Here is a 19,604-nt window from a genome sequence, read left to right on the forward strand (position 1 = left end):
ATTCATAATATTTATAATGAAAACAATATTAATATTTTATTTTTTTGTTCTTATAGGTATCCCAATCCATGAATCGTTTTAGATAAAAGAAAAATTAGAAGAATGATTGTTTATTATGCTTAAAGTAATTGAATTATTTGCTGGGATTGGGAGTCAAAGAAAAGCATTAGAAAAGATTGGAATTAACCACAAAGTAATTGCATTTTGTGATAACGATAAATACGCTGAAAAATCATATCGAGCGATTTTTAATGATTATGAAACCCCTAATTTAAGTGATATTACTAAATTAGAAACTTTACCGTATGCTGATTTAATAACTTGATCATTTCCATGCCAAGACATATCAAATGCCAATAATAATGGCCAAGGATTAAATGGCAAACGAAGTGGTTTGGCTTACAAAGTTGTTGATTTAATAAGCACAATGGCAATAAAACCGCAATATCTTTTAATGGAAAATGTACCAAATTTATTAAGTAAAAAGTTTTTTGTTGGATTTCAAAATTTACAAAATCAAATTAATAAATTAGGATATCATAACCAATATTTTACAATGAATGCCAAAGATTATGGAATTCCCCAAAATAGAAAACGATTATTTATGATTTCAACATTAAAGCAAGACTTTAAATTTCAATATCCCCAACCTTGTAATTTAAAATTTTTAGTAAAAGATATTTTAGAAAACAATGTAAATGAAAAATATTTTATTAGACAAGAATCAATGAAAAAAGCAATTGAAAACAATAAACTTAAAATCATTCAACAATGTTTTTATACAATTACAACAAAACAAATGCGATGAGGAAACGCAGGAATTATTGCAATTCCCAATGATATAAAAAAACTTAATGATGGAAAATTAATGATTAATCTGAGAAATTATAATCAAGTTAATATTTTTAATGATATAACAAAAAATAATCTTATTCCAACCATTACAACAGGACACGGGAGACCACCACAAATTGCATTGCCAATTAAGGATTATGGTAATTTTATTGTTTTACCACGAGCAAAAGATGGTTTGCTAATTAATGGATCATATAATCGGTTTTGAAAAACAGAAAATAATTATATGGGAACAATTGCAGCAAGTAATGTCAATAAAATTATGATTGATAATAAAAGACAACAACAAGATAGTAGTAAAATACTATCTTTTTTAATTGATGAAAAAGAATACTTTTTACGAGTATTAACTCCACGAGAATGTTGATTATTAATGGGATTTAGTAATAAAGACTTTGATAAAGCAAGCAAAGTTGTTTCAGAAACCCAACTTTATAAACAAGCTGGTAATAGCATTGTTGTTGATGTGTTAGAAAAAATATTTATAGCAATATTTCAAATAGAAAGGAAAAATTAAAGATGAAAAATAAGAGAAAAGTTTGGTGAAAATGACTTTTATATCCTTTAACAATTATTATTGGAATTTTGTTGCTATTAATTTCCCCTATTTTATTTTTAATTGCCCTTGGAATTGATTGTGATTTTATGATTGGTGATTTATTATTGCATTTATTTTACTTACCTTTCGAAAGGAAAGAAAAAAATGACTAAGAAAAACAATATTAAAAATTACTTTAATAATCAACAGCAATATTATCAAAAAAAGAAAAATATTTATAATCAAAAAAGAAAAAAATTCAGTAAAAGTAAATTTTTAAAATAACAAAGGAGGACGAAAATATGAAATCAAGCAACACAGCAGATTTTAGTGAAATAATGGATGTTGTTATATTATGAAGTAATGTTGTTTTGGGGGTATTTATGGGTTTAGCGGTTGTTTTTGCAATTTGAAAATTAATTATTATTTTAATTTCAATAATGCGAAATGCTGATAATCCCGAAGCGAGAGGAAATGATTTAAGTGCTTTAAAATGGCCGATTATAGCAATTATTATAATATTGGTTATGATTGCTGTTATGAATGTTATTTTACAAGTTATCAAAACATATAATCCTAGTATTGGAACATAGTTGATAAAAAAATGAAAGGAAGTGAAAAATTATGATACTTAATGCACTGTATAAACTAATATGATCAATTTTTGTACAAGGGCCATTGCAATTAATCGCATCATTCAATACCGTTTTAAATTATTTAACAGGTGGTGTGGTTGGTGATTTAATGTTTGGATCAAAACAAGAATTTAGTTTTCAAAATATCCCAATGGCATTTTGATATTTTGTCATTACGGCTTTGTGTTTATTTTCTTTAATATTTACAATTACTATGATTAAAATTTTGTTTCAAGATGCTACCGAAACAAAAACAAAATTTATTGTTGCTTTACAAAATGGTAGTAAAGCGTTTGTTTTTATCTTTTTAATTCCAATCTTTTTCTTTTTGGCTAATTTTGCAATTGCCAATATTGCCAAAATGATTACATCGGGATTTGGCGGTGAAAATGGAAATATTGCAAACTATCTATACAATATTGGAAACGCGAATTGAGATGGTAGTGGTGATAATATATCAAGCAATTATTCTTATCCTGACAATATCCGTGATTTTAATATGATTGCCGAAGTTTTTGGAGTGTGATTTATGCTATTTGCAATGTTTATGATTGGAATTGCTTTGGTACAAAAAATAATCGAATTGTTTTTCTTATTTATTATTTCGCCATGAGTAATGGTTATTATGACAATTGACAATGGTAAAGGAGCATTTATTTGAAAAGATATGGTAATTGCAAAATTTCTAGCATCAACAGCTACTTTAACAGGATATTTTATTTTTATGACAACAATCCAAACAATTTTAAGCACTAATTTAGCAGGATTAGGTATTGAGGGAATTGGAAAATCATTGTTTGTTATTCTGTTTATGTGCGGTGGTGGCTTGGCAGTAATGGCGTTTTCGGATGTTGTTGCCAACTTAATTGGTGAAGCAGCTAGTGTTCGTGAGGGAATGAGTTCAATGAAATCAACTGTTGCTGGTGGAATGATGGCAATGGGAGCTGCTAAAATGGCAGGAAAAGCATTTGGATTTGCCAAAAGCAAAAGAGCCAAACGAGCAATGGCAATGGGTGGTTCTAGCATGAGCGAAAAAACAATGAACGCGATGGGTTCTGGCGGTGCTGGTGATTGAGGTGATAATGAAACATCAAACAATCAATCTCGCCAAGAAAAACCACTAGACTTTCGTCATTTCTGACACGCGACTGAGGGAATGAGTTCAAGAGCTGGGATTGTTGGTTTAGCGGGCTTTGGACTTGGGGTCACAACACTTGCCACAAGTAAACTAGTTGGTGCAGCTCGCGGAGGTGGAGCAAAAGGATTTTTCCGCCAAATTGGAACTGGGATTGCAACACCATTTAAGGTAATTGGAAAAAGATTTAACCCACAATTGGCTAGCAAAGGAAATCAAGAAAACAAAAGAAATACAATAGATTCTAGTAGATTAAGAGAAGGATTTTTAAATAAAAAACTAGGAAAAGTAAACAAAATAAAAACAACAACAGAAAAAGCAAAAATGAATATGCTGAATAAATTAATTACCAACGGAACAACAATAAAAGAAAGAATTAAAAATAAAAAATATTTAAGTTTAAGAAATTCATTACGAAAAATAAATGAGAAACAAATAAATATTAATGATACTATTGATAAACATAGTAAAGCCCAAAATACTCGACAGAAAAAATGAGATGAAAAAGCTGCCAAAAAAGCAGAAAAGAAAAAGTCATAAATAAAAAACACCTGGCAAAAATTATAAATTTGGTATAATGTAAATAAAAGGAGTGATAAATGATGGGATTATGACGATTATTAGGCGGCGAAGTCAACTGAGAACGTGTTGCCAAAATGCAAAATAAAGAACATTTGAGAGAAATTCATGCTGCAATTATTGATGCACTCGGGGGAGGAACATCAATCAATGTTGCTCTAAGTATTGATAGATTAAATGATGATGACAAAAATAATGTCATGTGAGTATTAGAAAAATTTGGTCGTAGTGTTCCAACAACTACTAAATATCCATGATTAAAACCAGTTGATGGTATTGGAAATTTACATCAAAAAAGAGAAAACATAAATCAAAAAGACTGAGATCAAGTTTGAGAATGATACGACAAATATAAAAAAGGTGCAATTCCATTTCTCGAATATCGCATTCAAATTCGCGAAAAAGAATTGGAAGAAGATGAAAGTAAATTAAAACAAATTAAATCAAGAGAAAAACTTACTAGAGATGCAAAATATTTGCTTAAAGCTTATGAAAAAAATATTCCTGAACAAAAAGCAGAAATTGCTAAGTTAAAAAGTGAATTAGAATCTCTGAAAGCAAAAGAAATGGAAAAACAACCTGACTTATCACTTGAAAATGAAAATTTACGCTTAAAAAAAGAAATTTTAGAAATGGAACTAAAATTAAAAGAAGCAAATAAACAAAGATAAAATGTATCAAATATTAACTTATCAAAATTTAATTTAGAAAAGGAGATATATTTTATTTATGTATGAAAAAGGAAAAAAAATTAATGTTAAAATAACAAATATTACTCCGTATGGTGCTTTTTGTAGAGCAGAAAGAGCTGATGGTTTAATCCATATTAGTGAAGTTTCAGATTATTTTGTTAAAGATATTAAAGATTTTTTTGATGTTGGTGATGAAATTGAAGTTGAGGTACTTGATTTTGATTCAGTTAGGAAACATCTTAAATTAAGTTATAAAAAGTGTCACCCTGAACTATTAAAAAATGATGATAAAGAAATTCAAGAAATAAAAGCAGCTTTTAAAAGTTTAAATAAAAAACAAAATAAAACAGACAATATTGAAAATATTAGTAAAACAACTGAAAACGAATAAAATAGTAAAAATAATTAAATGTAAAGGGAGAAAAATATGTTAGAAATTTGTTGTCCTGGTGGAATTAAACAACAAGAAAATAAGAAAAAATATAAAAAGTAAAGGAGTTAAATTAATAATGAATTATTTTGAAAATAAAAAAACAATTCCTAGATTTATTAAAAATAAAATTATTTTTATTAAAGTAATTTCGTTTTTTCAAGTATTACTTTCTTTATTTTTATTCTTGTTTTTATCTTTCATATTATTTTTATATTATAATATTGATTATAAAAATAAAATTTTTAAATTAAATACAAATATTAATTTTATCTTTAATAAGATTGTTAAATCCCTTGAAATAGAATTAATTCCCTATCCATTTTTATTAATTTTTTTATTAATAATCTTTTTTATTGTATTTATATATGGTTGTTTTAATTTAACAATGATAAAAAAACAAGCAAAAAAATATAAATTATGATTAAAAAATGATGAAAATACTATTCCAGAATTTATATATAGTGTATATAAGAAAAGTATTGTATATAAAATTATTGCTAATTGATTTTGCAGTTTTTCTTATATAGTTGGTGTAATTACATTGTCTATATTAATATGATTACAATATCAGTATATTAATAATAAAAATATTTTTTATTTAGGTTTTTGAAAAATAGGAACAATAAAAAATTTGCAAACAGAAATAATAATAACTAGTTCATTAATATTATTATTTTTTGTTTTGCATTGTTTTTGTTTTATTCACTTTAAAAAAACTAAAACACAAATAATAAGTTATTGAGGAACAGATATCTTATCATTAGAAGAAAAAAAATATTTAAAAAGAAAAACAAATTGAATTTGTTTTATTATAATTGCTATATTATTAACAATTACATTATTTTCTATTTATATTTTTATTAAAAAATTAAAGATAAAAAATAATAAAAAATTATTACCTTAATAAAAATTAAATATACATTAAAAATAAACAGAAATTAAAGTAAAATTACTGTTTTTTTATTTTGCCAAAATAGAAAGGAATACAAAAATGGATGAAAAAAATACTTAGTTTGTTGGTAATATTTTCTTTGTTTTGTGCAAACACAATGACATTAATTAGTTGTAGAAATATTGCTAATAACAAATCCCCACATTTACAACCACCTAATTCCGATAATAAATTAAAAATTGATTCAAAAACAAATATTGATTTAGAAAAAATATACTTGCCCCACCCTGTTTTAATGCAACAGCGAGGTTATAAAGGAACTTTCTTTAATCAATATAAAAAAGATATAATCAAAAATTTAACAGATGCTTTTTTAAGCAAAGCAGATAATAATTTAACAATTAAATTTAAAACAGAATTTAGTACTTATCAACAATTACAAAATTATTTAAAAATAGAACAACAAAATTACTGACAAAATTTACTTGATAATATTTGTCAAAAATACCAAGATAATTTAAAACAACTTATTTTATTATTTTATAATTTTGTTGCTATTATTTGAAATAAAACAAATATTAATGAAATTTTAAAAAAAATAGAAATTAAAAATGTGATTGATGGTGATAATAATGTCTTAGGACAAACAAATAATCACCAAACTATTTTACTAAACAAAAAGGTTTTATCTTGTGCGTTTGAAAAAATAATAAATAGTGAATGACACAAAGGACAATTTACAACCAATAACTTTCTTCATATTTTAATCCATGAATTAGGGCATATCTTTTATTTTTATGATTGAGAAACATTTAAAATCAATCATATTTTTTATTTAAAGCAATTTTTAGGACAGAAAATTAATAACTTAAATAAATTCGCAGAATTAGACAAAGAAAAAGTGTTAAAGATATTTGCTAACAGTAATTATGGATTGAGTGATGATGACGAGTTATTGGCAGAGGGATTTGCATATTGGTTATTAACAAAACAAAGTATGCAAACAAAAATATGAGCATTTTGAAACGAATACTTTACAAGTTATTTACCACAAATAAGAGATAAAAAATGAAAGGAAGTGTAAATAATGTTAAACACAATAATCGGAATGATAGGAACAATTGCCGTAATTGGATTGTTTGGTTCTTTATGAAAGTTTCTTGGTATTAAATTGCAAAAAATGAAAAAACAAATTGAGTTAACGAAATACAAAAAAACTTGTCGAATAATATTATATGTTAGTATAAGTTGTTTTGTGTTATTTTTGTTTGTAATTGGATTATGGTTTGGATTAATATATCCAACTTTGAAATAAAATGAAAAAAATATTCATATTTTTAATATTTGTTTTTCGAATTGGCAATTATTTAACTGGGATATATTTTTTCTTAACAAATTCAATATATTTAATTAAAAATTACAATACGAGTGAATGATTAATTTGATTTGTTATTATGCCAATTCATTTAATACTTTTTTATTTCATAGATTATATTTTATATAAAATAAGAAATTTTATAAAATAAATTTCTTTGCTTTGGAATTATTTTTATTTAAAAATCAAATAATTTTTATTAAAGTAAATGAAAATGAAAAAATTGGAATTTGAATAATGGGCGATATTTTTGAATATAATAATAAATTTAAACCAACCCCCTCTTTATCTGTTGTTGCTTTTAGTATTAATGAAAAAATAAATAAAGTTAAATACATTAAAAAAGTTAGAAAAACATTTTTAATGTATGTTATTTGATAGTTATTCATTCACTTTTTTAATTTATTTTCTTTTTTAATTACAATAGATAAAAAAGAAAGAACTAATTTATATAAAAATAATAAAAATATCGTCCATAAAAAAGTATTTATAATTACCATTATTAAACTTCCTTTTTTTGTATTTTAATATAAAAAATATTTAAAAGCAATTTATAAAATATTTTTAAAACAGAAAGGAGGTTATATAATGTTATCTATCTATTTATTAGTTTCATTTCACATTTTTTGGATTATAAGTTTTATTACATTTATTTTATTTACTGAAAAGAAAATAAGAACAAGTGTAAAAAAATATATATTGTGATACTTCTTTTATGGTTTCGTATTAATATTTCATATTTTTTTACAATTTCTTTTCATTATATATTATATTTTAATATTTCAATAAAAATTGTTTTTTTAAATAGAAAGGAGGTTATATCCTGTGAAAAAGATTATATTATCATGTTTATTAACATCGTTGATTGGTGTAAGTGAACCACTTATTGTCAAATCATCCATCAATGATAATTTTTTGTTTCTAAAACAAGAACAAGTTATCAGTAAAAATGCAAAGAAAAGTTTTAATCCAACAGCACCAAGTTTTACAAAAAATATTAATTGAAATGATGATATTGATGTTGAAACGGGTGGAACTTGGGGTGGTGATTATACAGAAAAAGTAGAGTCATCATATTATTATTTTAATATACTAGATTATGCTAGTAGTTGAAATGATTTTAAAAATAAATACAAACAGATTAAAATAGATTTTGAGGGTTATGTTGATCATAACAAAGCAGCAAAAGTTGATTATAATTCTTATCACTATATCAATCTAAATCAAATAAGTAGCACGGCAAAAACATCGCGGCTTTTTTATCACTATCAAGGTTATACTCAAAATGAAGAGTGAGGTTGAACAGATGTAAGATATCAATTAGAAAATAATCAAATTAAAGTTGATTTTCTAATTTATGCACGAGCGAAAAACGGATGAAATTCAAGTAATACATGAGCTAAAACATGATTAAAAGTTAATAAACTAATTTTTAATACAAGTTTTAGTTTTAATGATATGAAAAGTAATTTAACAAGAGAATTAAATAAAGAAATTAATTATTATTCTAATATTAATAATAATCCACAAAGTTTTTATAATTGAAACCAAATTAAGGCACAAATGGATAACAAAATCAAAAAAGCACTAAATGATAATAATGATACCCAAGGATGAATTGACTTTTTAAACCCAAATTATCAGTTAGAAAAAAGCAATAATGGTTATTTTATAAAAACAATAATTAACATCCATAATAATCAAAGTAGTAATTATGAAATGTGAGAATTTAAAACACCACTAAATTTTGATAGTGATTATAATATTTTTAATGCTAAAAATAGAATCGAAAACGAGTTAAACCAAACAATTATTTATCAAAGCGATACATCAACCAATATTTTAGATGAAAGTAATTGAAATGCAATTAAAACTATCTTAGATAATAAAATATTTAGTGTTTTAGGAAAAAAAGGAAACATAATGGAATGAAAAAAACTTATCAATCCTAATTATGCCTTAATAACAGAAAATAATAATTATTATCTTAAAACAAGTTTTAATATTTTTAATTATTTAACAGAACAATGAGAAAATTGAGTTTTTAAAACAAAACTCAATTTTTCATTAAGTGCAAAATATTGAAAAAGTAAATTACAAGAACGAATTTTAATAACACCAGGAAAAATTAGTGATGAAAATGGTGTTGCAATGATTAATGATATTGAAGAAGTTATTAATAACGGTGAAGGAAAAGAAAATAAATACAATAAAGGAATAATAAAATATCATACAACAACATTTTTTCAATACATCGAACCAAAGGAAAATAACAATGATCCTGATTATGATATTGTTAAAATAAATGGGGTTAATTTAAACGCTGTTAATGGTTTATACACATATACTTTTGATGATAAAGAAAAAGTTAATAAATATGAAATTGAAATTATCCACCGACCAAACCCTAAAATTGAGGGAGATGTTGGTGGTAATTTTAAGTTAACAATTTTAATTGAAACAATTACTCCATCATTACAATTAAAATTAATGGGGTGAGGGCCAAAAAATATTGATTATGAAAAATTAACAAGTGAATTTATCAAAGACCCAAGTAATGAAAATAAAACAATTAAAAACCCCAATTATGATCAAGAAATAAATAAAGAAACAGGAACAAAAAAACAATTAATATGGGTTCGCCATCAATCTAACACCCCATTTCCGTTAGATCCACTTGATAGAGATGGAAATTTAATAAAAAGTAGTAGTATTAATGATTATGATATTGGTTATTTAGCAGAAGCCAGTGCAGTTGGAGCAGGATTTGAAAACTTTTACAATAATGACAACATTGAAAAAGTTATTCGTTATTTATCAAATGAAAATTTAGAGACTAAATTTGAAAATGGTTACGAATTAGAAAAAAACAAAACGGGAGATGTTAATACTAGTGCTGGGTGATTTCATTTTATTATTCAACAAAAACGCTTTAATGATTTAAACGGAAATACACAAACACTATTTTATCAACACAAATTTATTTATGTTGATAAAAATAAAAGTTCAAATTATGGATATTTTTTAAATTCAGTTAATAACCAAAATGCTAGTGATTTTTGAAATACAACACAAGGAAAACATTTAAAAAATTATATGATTAACTATAAAAAGTGAAATTCAGATAATGATTTATCAAAATTAACTTATGAAGCAGTTTTATCATATTGACGAGATTATGTTTCAGATATTCGTAATCATTTAGCGGTTAATGAAAGCATCAATAATTTTAAGTCATTAAATGATTTAAATATTAGTGCTTTGAAAATGAATGCCAAAGATATGAAAACTATTAGAAATAAAATTGAAAACTTTGTTTGAAAAGAAATAAATAAACTTAGTTTATTAGCAATAATAAACAAAGATTATATTATTCAAATATATAAAAATAGCGAATGACAAAAATTAACTGATGATGATTTAAACCAATTAATAACTAATCAACAAGAACAAACAAAAGAAATAATGCTAAAAATCAAAGCACTAAATACATCAATGTTGTTATTTGGTGAAACAAACCAATTTAAAGTTATTAATAACTTAAATTATGATGAAAATAAAGTGATTGATTTAAGTAAAATTAAATATCAAAATCAAGAATATAATTTTAAAGATAAAACAAAAGATGATATTTTTAATAATTATATTATGAAATATATTAAGCAAGGTTTTAAAATTAATAAATTAGATGAAATCTTGAAACAAGATATTGATTATCAAATATCATTACAAGGATTAAATGGGCAAAAGATTAATATTAATGATAATGAATTACAGGAATTTATGAAAAAAATTCAAGAAACTAAATATAGTGAGCTAAAAATTACTATTTATGCTTTGGATAATAGTTTAAAAGCAGTTGGGAATGTTTCATATAAATTAATAAACAACCCAATAACAGAAAATGCCCCCAACAAACCAAATGAAATTCCCCCAACAGAGGGAATAATACCGAACACTCCTAATAAACCAAATGGAAATAACGAAAATAATGGGAATGAAAAGAATAATAATCCAAATAAACCAGAAAAACCAAACAAACTACCCGATCCTAATAAAAATAATGAAAGTGGTTGAAAAAAGTTTTTTAAAAAACCAGTTAATTTATTTTTTATGACTTTGATTAGTTGTGGGATAGTTGGTGGATTTATAATTTGAATTATCATTAAAAATCAATTAAATAAAAAAATTGGGGGCAAAAAGTTGAAAAAAATAAAATCGATAATGAAGGAAAAAAACAAATAAAATATTGTTTTATTTTTTCTTTATTTAAATACCCTTATTACGCATTTTAAGGGGCAAATTATCAATGAAAGTTATATTATTTAATTTTATTATATTATCCCTTATAAATAATTATTTTAAATATGAAAATAGTTTTTAAAATGGCATTTAAAATGCCGTTTTTTATTTTAAAGAAAGAGGTGCAAAATATGAAAAATGTAATACCAAAAAAACTAAAAGACGCCAAATATCGATTTTGACGGAATATAACAATAACAGATGTTTTGATAATTGCTGTTTGAATTGGATTAACAATTATGTTTATATTTGGTTTTCAATGAAAACTATGAATAAAATTATTATCATCATCAATCATGATTTTAATTAGCTTACCACTAATTATTACAAATAAAAAGACTAATTTAAAAGGATGACAATACTTGTATTATAAAATAAATTTCCTATTTAGTTATAAGAAATATAGTAAAAACAAAACCAGTTTACTGGTGCCATATAATAAAGTTATTGATGATAATTATATTGCAACACACGGAATTTTAAAGGGTACTTTAAAAAAGACTTTAATTGGAGCAATTAAAATAAAGGGATTCGATATCACTTTATTAAGTAGCAAAGAACAAATATTAAGATTACGAGATTTGCAAGATGTTTTTAAATTTGCTAATTTTCCAATAACTTTTTTAAAGTTAGAATTACCATTAAATTTTGATGACAACATTAAATATTTACAAAAACAAATTAATAAAACACAAATTCGTTATAAAAACAATGAAATTAGTTTTAATCAATTTGTAAAAATTACAAAACAAATTAAAAATAATATTGCTTTTTTAAAAAAAGAATTAATTAAAATAAACGATGAAATTAAAACTGAAAAATGTTTTTTTATTTTTGTATATGGAAATAATCAAAAAGATTTAAATGAAAAAATATTATTTTTAGAAGATAAATTATATAAAGGAAAAATTAATTGTAATACTTTATCTAATTACGAAATAACAAAAATCTTAAAATTAATGTGAAATCCGTATGAAAAACCATTAAATAAAACAGATTTTAATAAAAATAAAGATAATTTAGCAAAATTATTGCAATTTAAATATCTAAATATTAAACAAAATTATTTTATAGCAAATGATTTATATTATTCAATTAATACCATTCAGGACTATCCTTTATTTATTAACGATTTATGAGGAGCATGTTTATTTTCAAATGAGCAAACTATTATTTGAAATATAAATCCTTTAAATTATGATGAAACAAAAAAAGCAATCAACAGTGCCATTCAAACAACCCAAACAAGACAAGTAATGACAAAATCATATGTTAATACAAATGAAAATAACTATGAATTAGAAACATACTACCATTTAATTGATGAGGTTAATGGTGGTGGGGAATTATTAAAAAATGTTAATATTTTATTTTTAAATTATGGAACAAATAAAAAAACATTACTACAAGCACAAACATGATTAACAAAAGCATTAAAAGAAATGGATATTAAACTTAATCCATTGTGATATCAACAATTTAATGGTTTAAAAGGTTTTATATCCTATAACAATAAGGTCATAATAAAAAAATATGGCCGAGAAATGCCAACAAATACCTTAGCAGCATCATTTCCATTTATTGATAGTGGCTTATATGATAAACAAGGAATGTGATTAGGAACAAATAATATGGGAAATGTTGTATTGTGAGATCAATTTAAAATTACCAGTAAAAGAACAAACCATAATATGTTTATTCTTGGTTCATCAGGAATGGGAAAAACATATTTGTTAAAAAAAATAATAAATTATCATATTCAGATGGGGCGAAAAGTGATTGTTATTGACCCCGAAAGAGAATACCAAGAATTATGCAAATATTATAATGGAAATTGAATTGATGCAGGAGATGCTTCGATAGGAAAAATAAACCCCCTACAAATTTTAGATAATAACTTTATTGATGAATTAGAAAATATCAATTCATCGCCCCTATCAAATCATTTACGATTTTTAGAACAATGATTCAAAACGCTTTATCCTGATTTTAACGGGCGAGAAATTAATTTATTAACAAAATATTTGAAATTATTATATCATCAATTTAAAATTACAAATAATAATGACATTAATAAAATTAATAATAATAATTTTCCAATTATGAATGATTTTTATTATTTATTAGAAAAAGAATATAAAAACAATAAAAATCAACTTTTAAAAGAATTTATGGATTTAATAGCAACTGATTTTTTAAATGATGGAAAATATCAAGCACTTTGAAATGGTCACACAACAATAAAATTTAATAACAACTTTATTGTTTATGATGTTTATAATTTGTTTGATTTAGATGACAAAAAAACAAACGCAGCACAATTAATTTTAATGCTAAATATTATTAAAAAAGAAATAAAAGAAAATCGTTTTAAAGATAATAATCAAATTGTAATAATTGTTGATGAGGCTCATTTAGCAATCGATAAAGATAATCCAGTTGCCTTAAATTTTATGTATCAAATGACAAAGCGAATTCGGAAATATAATGGTGCTTTGGTTGTGGCAACACAAAACATCGCTGATTTTGTAGAAAATGAAACAATTTTAAAGAAAACAACAGCAATTATTAATAATAGTCAATATTCGTTTATTATGGGGTTAAAATCTAATGACCTAGAAAAAGTTATTAATTTATATAAAAGTTATGGCGGATTAACACCAGCAGAACAAGATTATATTGCTCGTAGCGTAAAAGGACAAGGGCTATTTTTTGTTTCTGGATTTGAAAGATATCGTATTGAAATTCAAGCAAACAAAAAAGAAAAAGCAGGGTTTGGAAAAAAAGATAATTAAAAAAAACAAGTAAATTTACTTGTTTTTTTTAATTTTTATGAAGAATTTTATTAAATTTTTGCTTTTTTAGCAAAAAATAAAAAAGGAGGAAAAAATGTTTAAAACGAATTTAGGAAAATTAATAAATGGTGACGCATTAACTTTTATTAAAAGTTTAGAAAATGATAGCGTTGATTTAATTTTAACTGATCCACCCTATTTATATAATTTACCAAAAAGAAAAAACGAGCAAATAAATAAAAATAATATATCAAAAAGTATAAATAAATATATTAATGCTATCTATGATAATAATTTACATAATTCATTTGATATAAATAATTATTTAGATGAGTTTTATCGAATTTCAAAAACTAAATTTATGTTAATTTGAATGAATAGATGACAAATTAAAGATTATTTAGATTGAATTTATAAAAATAATATGAATTTTGATTTTTATTTATGAGAAAAAACAAACCCAATGCCAACTAATAATTTTATTTTGCAAGATAAAGAATATTGTATGATTATTTACTCTAAAAAACATTCAATTCCAAATTATCAAAATAACTATGAAAATAAAAAAACAATATTTAAAAATTCAACAGGATCAGCTTATAAAATAACAGAACATCCAACAGAAAAACCACTAAATATATTTTACAATTTAATTCAAAAATATAGCAAACAAAATGATTTAATTTTTGATCCTTTTATGGGAAGTGGTACAACTGCGTATGCTTGTGAACAGTTAAATCGAAGATGACTAGGGTGTGAAATAAATAATAATTATTTTGCAATGATACAAAAACGATTAAAGAAAATACAACTTAAATTAAATTTTTAAAAAATGAATAATTTTCAATTAATTAAAAATATAAATTATGTGGCACTTTTAATTGCAATGATGGTTGTATTATCGCAAACTATGCGAATCCAAATTATTCCAAGAACATCAATTCCATTATTTTTAATCCCCATTTTTATAAGCGGTTTTATTTTAAATTGATATTGGTGTTTCTTAATTGGAATTATGGGACATTTTCTATCTGATTTAACATTATGAGGTTTTACTTTGGGATCATTATGTTGAAATATTGGGACAGGTTTATTAGCAGTTTTAATTAAACTAATTAATTGAATAAAAATAAATCATAGTATTAAAATTATTTTTATTTTATTATCAAATATAATTATTTATCTTCCGATTGATTTTGTTCTTTTTTGATTAAATCTTGGAGTTTTAAGTATAGAACAAATAATTATCGGAATATTAATTACAAACACAATATGTTTAACAATTTTTTATTTTATAACATTAAAAATTAAAAAAAGATTAAAAATAATTTTATAGAGAAAGGAACTATCAAAATGAAAGAAACAGAAAAATATATAAGTTATCAAGTTATGGCAAATAATTTAATTTTAACAAAACCTTATTATGATATTAAAGGTAATAAATGAATTGAGTTAAGGATAAAAAGTTTATTGTATCCTTATGCAAGTATTAATATAAATAGCAAATATTTTAAATTACAATATAACAAAGATTATTGTTTTATTACAATTTTTAAAAATCAAAACTTTTATATTAAAAATAAAGATGGAAAAATTGAGGGTGAGGTTAATTGAGAAAAACTGCGCCCTTTTTTATTAGAAATGGATAAGCAAGTTTTAATTAAAAAAGCAGAACTAAAACAAATATACCAAGAAAATTTAAAATATTTTAATGGTAATAAATTTCCAAAAAAAGATGATTAATTAGACAAAATAAAAATAAAATTTTTGAAATATTTTGGCAAAGTCAAAATGTATGATGAGCAAGCATTTTGGCTTTCTAAATTTAATAAATTTTAAAGGGTAAAAATTTCCAAAAAAGGAGGATAAAAGATGAAAAAAGAAAATAAATTTAGGTCATCACCACCAATTGCAACTTTTAAAAAATATAGTAGTAAAAGTGTCAATAAACTAATAAGACATAATTTTAGAATTGGAATACCTGAAAATGTTAATCCTGAGTTTACAAAATATAATTTTTATTATGTTGGTGATACAAAAGCAAAAATAAGCAATGACAAAGGTTTTGAGTTAACAAATAATAAAAGATTTGAATTATTAAAAAATATAGAAGAAGATTGAAATAAACAACAACAAAAATATAGTGAAGCACAAAAATCAACTTTTAAAGAGTTTTGTAATAAACATAATACTTATATAGAAATTGTTTTGCCAGCAACAAGACAATAATGATTTGAAAAAATGGGAATATGTCAATTTACAGATATTCAAGTATGGGACAAAAAAACAGATACGCGTAAAATGGGACAATTAATTCCTGAAAGTATAAATTATTATAAATTAAATGAATGAGTTAATATTGAAATAAATTTTATGAAACAATGAATGAAAAATAATCTTAAAACAGATATGGGGTATTTGTATTCAACAGTTCACATGGACGAGACAACACCCCATATTCATTTTGGTTTTATTCCAATTAGTAAAGTTTTTTCAAAAAAACTCAATGAAGAAAGATACATAATTAGTAATAATAGGATTTTTGGTGGTAAAAAACAACTACAAAAATTTAATAATTATCATGCTAATTATTTAACAAAAGCAGGTTATGAAATAAAACCTGGTGAAATTGGTGGTAAAGGTAGTTATAATGCAATGAATTTTCGAGAAGTTAAAGAATTTGAACGAAATAAATTAGAAAATGAAATTAATAATCTATTTGATGAATACAAGTCTAGCAAAGACAATATTAAAGAATTTAGCAAAATTAAAATTATTAGTGATGATTATGATGGTTTAATTTATGAAATTAAACAATATTTAAAATATGAAAATAATTTTACAGATTATGAAATAAACCAATTAACTAAATATTTAAATTTAGCAGAAAAAATGAAATATTACAAAATTATCACGACCATTCCTAGTGCAAAAGAATCAGATTTTAAAAATATGAGTTTAATTGAACAAGAATTTAATGAAATGGTTTTTAAAATCAATCCGATTATGCAAAAAGGATATGATTTAGTGAGCAGTCTAGAAAGAGAGTTATAAAAATATGTGAAATAAAATTAAAAAGAAAAAAATAATTTTATTGATTGGTTTATGTTTTGTTCCAATCATTTTTATTTTTTGTTTAACATTATTTGGAATAGTTTATTCAATTTTTATTAATTGAAAAGAAATTACAATATTTATCAATGAAATTAAGCAATTTCAAATATTATCATGATGAAATTATATAATTAAAAGTAAATACGGATTATTAATAACAGTTGGATTAAGTTTAGCGTTTTATTGCTGGTTTTTTTATTTTGTTTTATTTAGTAAAGTGAAGAGTAAAGAAACTGCAATTAAAACAACCGATAAAATAGATTTTGGGGATAGTAAATGATTAAGTATAAAAGAAATTAATGATATTAGTGAAAAAGTAAATATCAAAGATAATTATAAAAATACAGGCTTTGTTTTTAATTGTAATAAAAACAAAAAAGATTTATTGTTTAATTTAAAAAACAATATTCATAGTGTTATTGTTGGCTCAACAGCAAGCGGAAAAACACAAGGCATAGTATTGCCAACAATTTATTTAAATGGAAAATCAACTGCTAAACCAACTATGATCATAACCGGCCCCAAGGGAGAATTATATAATTTAACTAGTGGGTTTTTAGCAGAAAATAGTTATAAAATAAAAGTTATTGATTTTCGTAATTTAGAGAAAGGAAATACTTGAAATCCGCTAAAACTAATTTATGACGACTTTATTAAAATGATAATGACAAATAACAAAAAAGAAAAAATGAGATGAAAAATAAAATATCAAGATAAAATTAGATCACTTAGTCATATGTTAATTGACAAAAATATTGAAGATGAATTTTGAAATAATTCATCAAGTATGATTATTCAAGGAATTATTTTGGCAATATTAGAAGATTATGAAGATAAAATATGCAAAAATAATTTAACAACAGAAATAGAAGAAATTTTAAAAAAAGAATTATTTTTCAACAAATTTAATATGGCTTCTGTTGCTGCCATTGCTAGTATTAAAAAAGTTCTAGTTGAATGACTTAATAATCGAAAAAATACCAGCATTGCCAAAATAACCGCAAGCCAAGTTTTAGTTGATAGTAAAGAAAATCGAACACTAGATGCTATTTTAATGACTGTTGCAAAAAGTTTAGAAATATTTAACAATGATTTTATTCGTAATTTAACATCCCAAAATGATATTAATTACAATGATTTTATCGAATATCCAACAGTTTTATACATTATATTTAGTGACGAAAATGATAATTACTATAAATTAATAGCAATATTAATTAGTCAAATTTATCAATTTTTAACAAATAAAGCAAGTGAAATAATCGAACAAAAACTAGAAAAACCAGTATATTTTATTTTAGATGAATTTGCTAATTTAACAAAAATAAACAACATTGAAAAATGAGTTAGTATTTCGCGCAGCAGAAACATATTTTTTCAATTTATTTTACAAGATATCAATCAATTAAAATTAAATTATGGTGATACAATAGCAAAAATTATTTTAAATAACTGTGGAATGCATATTTTCTTACATACCAATGATTTAGAAACAATAAAATATTATAGTGAATTATTTGGAACAAAAACAATCGAACAAATTAGTATTAATGAAAATAAAAGCAATATTAGTGTTTCAAAAAATTTAAAAAGTCACCCCTTAATGTTAACTAGTGAGTTAGCAAATTTAAAACAAGGGCAAGGAATTGTTAAAATAGCACGCTATAACCCAATGAAAATAACTTTAAAACTATGAAAAGATTTAAAGTTAGTAGAAAAAACAAACATATTTCAATTAAAAGAAATTAATTATATAAATTTTAATAAAGAATATTTTTATGATATTAAAAATAACAAAAAAGAAATAAAAGAAAATGAAATTAATGAATTTGTTAATTTAACAACAACAGAAATTAAGACAAATATTAATAATTTAAAAATGCAATTAAGAGAGTATGAAAATACAAATTACAAATCTATTCAAAATAAAACAATGATAAATTTACTTTTACAAAAAATCAAAAACCTTGAAATAGAATTAATCAAAAGACAAGAAACCAATAATTATTCTGAAAAGGAATAATTATTTTTTATAAATAGTAAGATTTCACAAAGTGGTCAAGCTGGAACACTTAAAAATAAACGAAGTGGAAGGATATCTGTAAGGTTAATCAACTAATTAAATTAGTACTACATGGGGCAGAAGCGTAGTCGCAAGTGATTAACTAAACCATACCTAAGGGAAACTCTACCTAAATGATAAAAAACAATAAAGTTATTTAACAAATAACTAGTGAAAAATAAAAGAAAAAAGAAAAG

General features: G+C 23.2%; 16 protein-coding genes. All 16 read left to right on the forward strand.

Annotation, left to right across the window (positions count from 1 at the left end; all coding sequences use genetic code 4):
- Positions 1 to 115 precede the first annotated feature (115 nt).
- The 16 genes from ACOBWH_RS03130 to ACOBWH_RS03205 all read left to right on the forward strand — a co-directional run bounded on the left by ACOBWH_RS03130 (position 116) and on the right by ACOBWH_RS03205 (position 19,368).
- The gene (locus tag ACOBWH_RS03130; protein WP_424527032.1) at positions 116 to 1,372 is read left to right on the forward strand and encodes a DNA cytosine methyltransferase; all 1,257 of its coding nucleotides are present in this window, start codon (positions 116 to 118) and stop codon (positions 1,370 to 1,372) included.
- A gap of 323 nt (positions 1,373 to 1,695) precedes the next feature.
- Complete coding sequence (locus ACOBWH_RS03135; RefSeq protein ID WP_424527034.1) at positions 1,696 to 1,986, forward strand: Mbov_0395 family pilin-like conjugal transfer protein; 291 nt, start codon at positions 1,696 to 1,698, stop codon at positions 1,984 to 1,986.
- A gap of 31 nt (positions 1,987 to 2,017) precedes the next feature.
- Positions 2,018 to 3,703 carry an Mbov_0396 family ICE element transmembrane protein gene (locus ACOBWH_RS03140; protein ID WP_424527036.1) on the forward strand — a complete coding sequence of 562 codons (1,686 nt, stop codon included), beginning with the start codon at positions 2,018 to 2,020 and terminating at the stop codon, positions 3,701 to 3,703.
- Positions 3,704 to 3,762: 59 nt separating this feature from the next.
- Positions 3,763 to 4,413 carry a hypothetical protein gene (locus ACOBWH_RS03145; protein WP_424527038.1) on the forward strand — a complete coding sequence of 217 codons (651 nt, stop codon included), beginning with the start codon at positions 3,763 to 3,765 and terminating at the stop codon, positions 4,411 to 4,413.
- Between the two features lie 58 nt (positions 4,414 to 4,471).
- Positions 4,472 to 4,825 (forward strand): S1 RNA-binding domain-containing protein, encoded by a 354-nt coding sequence (locus tag ACOBWH_RS03150; RefSeq protein ID WP_424527040.1) that lies wholly within the window; start codon positions 4,472 to 4,474, stop codon positions 4,823 to 4,825.
- 1,037 nt (positions 4,826 to 5,862) lie between these two features.
- A complete protein-coding gene (locus ACOBWH_RS03155) occupies positions 5,863 to 6,843 on the forward strand; it encodes a hypothetical protein (protein ID WP_424527042.1) in 981 nt (326 codons plus the stop codon).
- A 3-nt stretch (positions 6,844 to 6,846) separates the two neighbouring features.
- Positions 6,847 to 7,074: a hypothetical protein gene (locus ACOBWH_RS03160; RefSeq protein WP_424527044.1), complete on the forward strand. Its 228-nt coding sequence runs from the start codon at positions 6,847 to 6,849 to the stop codon at positions 7,072 to 7,074.
- Positions 7,075 to 7,296: 222 nt separating this feature from the next.
- Positions 7,297 to 7,515 (forward strand): hypothetical protein, encoded by a 219-nt coding sequence (locus tag ACOBWH_RS03165; RefSeq protein WP_424527046.1) that lies wholly within the window; start codon positions 7,297 to 7,299, stop codon positions 7,513 to 7,515.
- A 444-nt stretch (positions 7,516 to 7,959) separates the two neighbouring features.
- The gene (locus ACOBWH_RS03170; protein ID WP_424527048.1) at positions 7,960 to 11,379 is read left to right on the forward strand and encodes an Mbov_0399 family ICE element protein; all 3,420 of its coding nucleotides are present in this window, start codon (positions 7,960 to 7,962) and stop codon (positions 11,377 to 11,379) included.
- A gap of 188 nt (positions 11,380 to 11,567) precedes the next feature.
- Complete coding sequence (locus ACOBWH_RS03175) at positions 11,568 to 14,231, forward strand: Mbov_0397 family ICE element conjugal transfer ATPase (RefSeq protein WP_424527050.1); 2,664 nt, start codon at positions 11,568 to 11,570, stop codon at positions 14,229 to 14,231.
- Positions 14,232 to 14,325: 94 nt separating this feature from the next.
- Positions 14,326 to 15,060 carry a DNA-methyltransferase gene (locus tag ACOBWH_RS03180; RefSeq protein WP_424527052.1) on the forward strand — a complete coding sequence of 245 codons (735 nt, stop codon included), beginning with the start codon at positions 14,326 to 14,328 and terminating at the stop codon, positions 15,058 to 15,060.
- 39 nt (positions 15,061 to 15,099) lie between these two features.
- Positions 15,100 to 15,567: a hypothetical protein gene (locus ACOBWH_RS03185; RefSeq protein ID WP_424527054.1), complete on the forward strand. Its 468-nt coding sequence runs from the start codon at positions 15,100 to 15,102 to the stop codon at positions 15,565 to 15,567.
- A gap of 17 nt (positions 15,568 to 15,584) precedes the next feature.
- On the forward strand, positions 15,585 to 15,974 hold the full coding sequence (locus ACOBWH_RS03190) for a hypothetical protein (RefSeq protein ID WP_424527056.1): 390 nt from the start codon (positions 15,585 to 15,587) through the stop codon (positions 15,972 to 15,974).
- Positions 15,975 to 16,103: 129 nt separating this feature from the next.
- A complete protein-coding gene (locus tag ACOBWH_RS03195) occupies positions 16,104 to 16,460 on the forward strand; it encodes a hypothetical protein (RefSeq protein ID WP_424527058.1) in 357 nt (118 codons plus the stop codon).
- Positions 16,461 to 16,472: 12 nt separating this feature from the next.
- Entirely contained in the window at positions 16,473 to 17,285 is an 813-nt protein-coding gene (locus ACOBWH_RS03200; RefSeq protein WP_424527060.1) for a plasmid recombination protein, read from the forward strand.
- 4 nt (positions 17,286 to 17,289) lie between these two features.
- The gene (locus ACOBWH_RS03205) at positions 17,290 to 19,368 is read left to right on the forward strand and encodes a VirD4-like conjugal transfer protein, CD1115 family (RefSeq protein WP_424527062.1); all 2,079 of its coding nucleotides are present in this window, start codon (positions 17,290 to 17,292) and stop codon (positions 19,366 to 19,368) included.
- Positions 19,369 to 19,604 lie beyond the last annotated feature (236 nt).

This window comes from Spiroplasma endosymbiont of Glossina fuscipes fuscipes (assembly GCF_049669535.1).
Lineage (GTDB): Bacteria > Bacillota_I > Bacilli_A > Mycoplasmatales > Mycoplasmataceae > Spiroplasma.